This window comes from Streptomyces californicus (genome assembly GCF_000717645.1).
Lineage (GTDB): Bacteria > Actinomycetota > Actinomycetes > Streptomycetales > Streptomycetaceae > Streptomyces > Streptomyces californicus.
The window spans coordinates 38543-44938 of the sequence record NZ_JNZZ01000039.1 but is presented as its reverse complement, the minus strand read 5'-3'; the positions used below and the strand labels follow the sequence as shown (position 1 = coordinate 44938).

Annotated in this window: 7 protein-coding genes; 2 read left to right on the top strand and 5 right to left on the bottom strand. The window is 69.2% G+C overall.

What is annotated here, in order from left to right; genetic code table 11:
- Window positions 1-370: 370 nt before the first annotated feature.
- The 3 genes from IF19_RS0132175 to thyX form a co-directional block, all read right to left on the bottom strand.
- Complete coding sequence (locus IF19_RS0132175; protein WP_003965846.1) at window positions 371-2056, bottom strand: ribonuclease J; 1686 nt, start codon at window positions 2054-2056, stop codon at window positions 371-373.
- 144 nt (window positions 2057-2200) lie between these two features.
- The gene (gene dapA, locus IF19_RS0132170; RefSeq protein ID WP_030116548.1) at window positions 2201-3100 is read right to left on the bottom strand and encodes a 4-hydroxy-tetrahydrodipicolinate synthase; all 900 of its coding nucleotides are present in this window, start codon (window positions 3098-3100) and stop codon (window positions 2201-2203) included.
- Between the two features lie 152 nt (window positions 3101-3252).
- Window positions 3253-3990, bottom strand: a complete 738-nt coding sequence (gene thyX / locus IF19_RS0132165; RefSeq protein WP_030116547.1) for an FAD-dependent thymidylate synthase — start codon at window positions 3988-3990, stop codon at window positions 3253-3255.
- A gap of 218 nt (window positions 3991-4208) precedes the next feature.
- Here thyX and IF19_RS0132160 point away from each other — a divergent pair, with 218 nt between their 5' ends.
- Together IF19_RS0132160 and IF19_RS0132155 are read left to right on the top strand one after the other, a co-directional pair.
- Complete coding sequence (locus IF19_RS0132160) at window positions 4209-4448, top strand: hypothetical protein (protein ID WP_030116546.1); 240 nt, start codon at window positions 4209-4211, stop codon at window positions 4446-4448.
- A gap of 94 nt (window positions 4449-4542) precedes the next feature.
- Window positions 4543-5094 carry a hypothetical protein gene (locus IF19_RS0132155; RefSeq protein ID WP_030197696.1) on the top strand — a complete coding sequence of 184 codons (552 nt, stop codon included), beginning with the start codon at window positions 4543-4545 and terminating at the stop codon, window positions 5092-5094.
- An 86-nt stretch (window positions 5095-5180) separates the two neighbouring features.
- On the opposite strand, the gene IF19_RS0132150 is transcribed toward IF19_RS0132155, so the two are convergent.
- Together IF19_RS0132150 and dapB are read right to left on the bottom strand one after the other, a co-directional pair.
- The gene (locus IF19_RS0132150; protein ID WP_030116544.1) at window positions 5181-5633 is read right to left on the bottom strand and encodes a tetratricopeptide repeat protein; all 453 of its coding nucleotides are present in this window, start codon (window positions 5631-5633) and stop codon (window positions 5181-5183) included.
- An 8-nt stretch (window positions 5634-5641) separates the two neighbouring features.
- Complete coding sequence (gene dapB / locus IF19_RS0132145; protein WP_030116543.1) at window positions 5642-6394, bottom strand: 4-hydroxy-tetrahydrodipicolinate reductase; 753 nt, start codon at window positions 6392-6394, stop codon at window positions 5642-5644.
- Window positions 6395-6396 lie beyond the last annotated feature (2 nt).

Genomic DNA, 6396 nt, shown 5'->3' with positions numbered 1-6396 from the left:
CGTTTCCGACTCTATCAGACTCTTTCGTGTCCGATTCCCGGTCGAAGCGGGCCCTGCGATCCTGCTTGTTTCGCTTTCCAGGTCTTCGCTTTCGCGTTTTCCCTTTCCAGCGACTCCAACGTTACCAGACTCTTTTTCGTTCCGTTTCCGGTCCGAATTCAATTTCCGGTGGCCTGTGGAGTGGCCTTGCCTTTCGGCGGGCCCGACTTTATCAGAGATTCTGAGTCGGATTTCCCGCCCCGTCGGGCTCAGCTCCGGGCACGCAACCGTGCGCCGTGCTTCCCGTTCAGGCGGAAACGTAAACGTACTGGAGCGGGGCTCCCCGATGCAAATCGAGGGCCCCGCTCCAGGTCAGGCGGTCATCGAGGGGTCAGACCTCGACGACGACCGGAAGGATCATCGGGCGGCGGCGGTAGGTGTCGGACACCCACTTGCCGACCGTCCGGCGCACCATCTGCTGGAGCTGGTGGGGCTCCATCACGCCGTCCTGCGCCGACTTGTCCAGGGCTTCCTGGATCTTCGGCGTGACGCCGGCGAAGGCGTTGTCGTCGATGCCGGAGCCGCGAGCCTGGATGTGGGGGCCGCCCACGATCTTGCCCGAGGAGCTGTCGACCACGATGAACACCGAGATGATGCCCTCGTCGCCGAGGATGCGGCGGTCCTTGAGGGAGGTCTCGGTGACGTCGCCGACGGAGAGGCCGTCCACGTAGACGTAACCGGCCTGGACCTTGCCGACGATCTTGGCCTTGCCGTCGATGAGGTCGACGACCACGCCGTCCTCGGCGATGACGATGTGGTCCTTCGGCACGCCGGTGAGGGCGCCCAGTTCGGCGTTGGCGCGCAGGTGGCGCCACTCGCCGTGGACCGGCATCAGGTTCTTCGGCTTGCAGATGTTGTAGAAGTACAGCAGCTCGCCGGCCGAGGCGTGGCCCGAGACGTGCACCTTGGCGTTGCCCTTGTGGACGACGTTCGCGCCCCAGCGGGTCAGGCCGTTGATCACGCGGTAGACCGCGTTCTCGTTGCCCGGGATCAGCGACGACGCGAGGATCACCGTGTCGCCCGGGACGATCCGGATCTGGTGGTCGCGGTTGGCCATCCGGGACAGGGCCGCCATCGGCTCGCCCTGCGAGCCGGTGCAGACCAGCACGACCTCGTCGTCCGGCAGGTCGTCGAGGGTCTTCACGTCGACGACCAGGCCGGCGGGGACCTTCAGATAGCCCAGATCACGGGCGATGCCCATGTTGCGGACCATCGAGCGGCCGACGAAGGCGACCCGGCGGCCGTACTCGTGGGCGGCGTCCAGGATCTGCTGGATGCGGTGCACGTGGCTGGCGAAGCTCGCCACGATGATGCGCTTCTGGGCGTTCGCGAAGACCGTGCGCAGGACGTTGGAGATGTCCCGCTCCGGCGGCACGAACCCGGGGACCTCGGCGTTCGTGGAGTCGGAGAGGAGGAGGTCGATGCCCTCCTCGCTCAGCCGCGCGAACGCGTGGAGGTCGGTGAGACGGCCGTCCAGCGGAAGCTGGTCCATCTTGAAGTCACCGGTGGCCACGGCCATGCCCGCGGGGGTGCGGATGGCGACGGCGAGGGCGTCCGGAATCGAGTGGTTGACCGCGATGAACTCGCAGTCGAAGACGCCGATGCGCTCCCGCTGCCCTTCCTGCACCTCCAGGGTGTAGGGACGGATGCGGTGCTCCTGGAGCTTCGCCTCGATCAGCGCGAGCGTCAGCTTGGAGCCGATGAGCGGGATGTCCGGCTTCAGTCGCAGCAGGTACGGGACACCACCGATGTGGTCCTCGTGGCCGTGCGTGAGGACGATGCCCTCGATGTCGTCCAGGCGGTCCCGGATCGTGGTGAAGTCCGGCAGGATCAGGTCGATGCCCGGCTGCTCCTCCTCGGGGAAGAGGACGCCGCAGTCGACGATGAGCAGGCGGCCGCCGTACTCGAAGACCGTCATGTTGCGGCCGATCTCGCCCAGGCCGCCCAGCGGGGTGACCCGCAGGGCGCCCTTCGGGAGCTTCGGCGGGGTACCGAGTTCAGGGTGCGGATGACTCAAAAGACTCTCCTTACCACGCGCGCCACGTACCGCTGAGGCACGTGGCGCGCATGTCGTTCGTGCACTTGCTGTTGTCTTGGGTGCTGCTCGATGCGAGTCGCCTCGCTGTTCAGTTGTGAAGCTGTTCGGTTGTGAAGTCCGTACTCAGAGCTGTACCCCGCCGGCGGCGAGATCGATCTTGAGCTGGGCCGTCTCCTGGGCGCTGAGCTCCACCAGGGGCAGGCGCAGCGGTCCGGCCGGGAGGCCCTGGAGGGTCAGGGCGGCCTTCGTGGTGATGACGCCCTGCGTGCGGAACATCCCGGTGAAGACCGGGAGCAGCTTCTGATGGATCTCGGTGGCCTTCTGGACGTCGCCGCCCAGGTGTGCCTCGATCAGGGCGCGCAGCTCCGGGGTGACCACGTGGCCGACCACGGAGACGAAGCCGACCGCGCCGACCGAGAGGAGCGGCAGGTTGAGCATGTCGTCGCCGGAGTACCAGGCGAGGCCCGACTCGGCGATGGCCCAGCTGGCGCGCCCCAGGTCTCCCTTGGCGTCCTTGTTCGCGACGATCCGCGGGTGGTCGGCGAGCCGGACGAGGGTCTCGGTGTCGATCGGCACCCCGCTGCGGCCGGGGATGTCGTACAGCATGACGGGCAGGCCGGTGGAGTCGGCGATGGCCGTGAAGTGCCGGAGGAGGCCCTCCTGCGGGGGCTTGTTGTAGTACGGCGTCACCGCGAGCAGTCCGTGGGCGCCGCTGTTCTCGGCCGTCCGGGCGAGTTCGACGCTGTGGCGCGTGTCGTTGGTGCCGATTCCGGCGACGACGTGCGCGCGGTCGCCGACCGCTTCGAGCACCGCCCGTACGAGCTGGTCCTTCTCCGAGTCACTGGTGGTCGGGGACTCACCGGTGGTGCCGTTGACGATCAGGCCGTCGTTGCCGGCGTCCACCAGGTGGGCGGCGAGCCGCTGGGCGCCGTCGAGGTCGAGAGCGCCGTCCGCCGTGAAGGGCGTGACCATAGCGGTGAGGACCCGCCCGAAGGGGGTCTGCGGAGTGGAGATCGGAGCCATGGGTACCACGCTACTCGTTGCTCAGCGCGCGGGGTCCCCTCGGGGGGACGGGGAAGAGGAGCCCGGCACTGCCTGCTCGGGGGTTCAAGCAGTGCCGGGTCCGTTTGATCAGCCTATATGAACTTCACGAAACGCCGCAATACGGACACCGCCTATGGGGCGACCCGTCCATTTTTGTTGAAGGCGGCATGAGTCAGCGGCATGAGCTGCTCCCAGTGGGCCTCCATCTGCTCGCCGACCATCTCGATCTCGCGCTGCGGGAAGGACGGGACCTTCGCCAGCTCGTGCTGGGTGCGCAGGCCGAGGAAGTGCATCAGCGAGCGCGCGTTGCAGGTGGCGTACATCGACGAGAAGAGGCCGACGGGGAGGACGGCGCGGGCGACCTCACGGGCCACGCCCTCCGCCAGCATCTCCTGGTACGCGTCGTAGGAGGCCCGGTAGGACTCCTCCATCGCGCGGGTGGTGACGTCGTACTGCTCCTCGGTGCCCTGGACGAACTCGTACTTGCCGGGGCGGCCCTGCTGGACGAGCTTGCGGGAGGTTCCGGGGACGTAGAAGACCGGCTCCAGCTCCCTGTAGCGGCCCGATTCCTCGTTGTACGACCAGCCGACGCGGTGCCGCATGAACTCGCGGAAGACGAAGATCGGGGCGCTGATGAAGAAGGTCATCGAGTTGTGCTCGAACGGGCTGCCGTGCCGGTCCCGCATGAGGTAGTTGATGAGCCCCTTGGAGCGCTCGGGGTCCTTGGTGACCTCTTCGAGGGACTGCTCGCCGGCGGTGGAGACCCGGGCGGCGAAGAGCACGTCCGCGTCGCGCGCGTCGCTCTTCACCAGCTCGACGGTGACATCGCTGCGGAAACGGGGCTTTGCGGGTTCGGGGGTGTCGGTCACCGACAGGGGTCCTTCCAGTGGCGGCGCGGGGAGGCCCGAGGGCATCGCCCGGGCGGCGACCACTTTACGGCCCGGGCGAGGGAGGCATGTCGGCGGCGGCCTCGGGCAGCCGTTCGTGGAGTCTCCACAACAAGTACGGCGATTCGGGCACCGATCCGGCCGTTCGTACGTCTGACTCATTAGCAGCACCCGCCACAGAGATCAAGGAGAGTTTCCTCATGTTCCGCCGGCGTGAATCCGTCCCGTTCTCGTTCGTCGCCGAGTCCGAGCGGTTCCGCAGTAATGTCACTCCCCCGCCCGCCGCACGCGCCTCCGTTCCCGAACTGCTGGGGCGGTCCCTCGTCGGTCTGACCGTGGTCGCCGGGCTCGCGGGCTCCCTGCTGCTCGGGCTCCCGGCGCTCGATTCCGGGTCGTCCCCGGACCGGGGCACGCAGTCCACCGCGTCACAGGGCCGCTGACCCGTACGGACCCCCTGGGGTGGTCGGGCCTGCGGGACGCTCGGTAGCCTCACCGGGCACAGCAATCGAGCGTGCTTGTGAGTGAGGATGAGTCGTGCCCCTGCCCTTTCTGACGGCCGACCGCGCATTCGACGCGAGCGCGGAGGACGTCGCGCTGCCGTTCGACGACCACGACAGCTGGCGGCGGCCCTACCGCCCCGGCCCGTGGCGGGTCGCGGCGGCGGCCACCCTGTTGTTGCTGGCCTCGTTCGTTCTGCTCGCGGCCATGATCATCGGGGTGGCCGGAGCTCCTTCGGGCGCCACCGTGTGTCTGGTCCTGGCCGGTGCGGTGATCGCCGCCGCCCTGCGTCTGCTGCGGGTCGGCGCGTGGGTCAGCCGCCACGGCGTCCGTCGCGTCGGCTTCCTCCGGACCACCACGGTGGCCTGGGGCGACGCGGCGGCGGTCCGTACGGTCCAGCAGCCCGTCAAGTGGATGGGCTTCCCCCGTACGGTCCAGGGTCAGGCGCTCGTCGTGGTCCGGCGCGGCGGTGAGACCCTGCCGCCGCTGGCCAGCGACCACAACGCGGACTTCCTCGGACGCCAGGAGGCGTTCGAGCGGGCCACGGACGCGGTCGAGGCCTGGGCGGACGAGTACCGGCCCGGGTGAGTCGCCGTACGTACATGAGTGGGCCCGGAACCCCCGCGGGGGTTCCGGGCCCACTCATGTACGGCGTGAACGATCCGGAGACGTCCTCAGACGCCGGACAGGCGTGACCTGTGCAGCGCGATCGCCCGCTGCATGGCCTTGCGGGCCCGTGGCGTGTCCCGCGCGTCCTGGTAGGCGACGGCCAGCCGGAACCAGGCCCGCCAGTCGTCCGGGGCGTCCTCGGCCTCCTCGCGGCGCCGGGCGAAGACCGCGTCGGCGGCGTCCCGGTCGATCCTCCCGGACGGCGTACGGGCCAGGTCGTCGACCGGGAGGCCGCCCTCCGCGTCCAGCTCCGCCGCGAGGGCGTTGGCGCGGCGGACGAACTGGGTGTTCTTCCAGAGGAACCAGACGCCGATCACCGGCAGCACCAGCACGGCGACGCCGAACGCGACCGTGAGCGGCGTGCCGTGCCGGATGAGCATCAGGCCGCGGCTGCCGACCAGGACGAAGTAGAAGACCAGGACGACGGCCGTGACGATGTAGGTGATCTTTGCGCGCATGGGCTCAGTCAGTTCAGGTCGAGGTAGTTTTCCAGGCCGAACGTGAGGCCGGGAGTGGTCACCACGCGGCGGACGCCGAGCAGGATGCCGGGCATGAAGCTGCTGTGGTGGAGGGAGTCGTGGCGGATGGTGAGGGTCTCGCCCTCGCCGCCGAGCAGCACTTCCTGGTGGGCCAGCAGGCCGCGGAGCCGGATCGAGTGGACCGGTACGCCGTCGACGTCCGCGCCGCGCGCGCCTTCCAGGGCGGTGGCGGTGGCATCCGGCTGGGGTGCGCTGCCGGCCTCGACGCGGGCGGCGGCGATGAGCTGGGCGGTGCGGGTGGCGGTGCCCGACGGGGCGTCGACCTTGTTGGGGTGGTGGAGCTCGACGACCTCGACGGACTCGAAGTAGCGGGCGGCCCGCTCCGCGAACTTCATGGTCAGGACCGCGCCGATGGAGAAGTTCGGGGCGATCAGGACACCGGTGTCCGGGGAGTCCTTCAGCCAGGTGTTCAGCTGCAGGAGCCGGTCGTCGGTCCAGCCCGTGGTGCCGACGACGGCGTGGATGCCGTGCCGGACGCAGAAGTCGAGGTTGCCCATCACCGAGGCGGGGGTGGTCAGCTCGACGGCCACCTGGGCGCCCGCGTCGGCGAGCGCCTCCAGCTTGTCGCCCCGGCCCAGGGCCGCCACCAGCTCCAGGTCCTCGGCGGCCTCGACGGCCCGTACGGCCTCGGCGCCGATCCGGCCCCGGGCGCCGAGAACGGCTACGCGCAGCTTGCTCATCG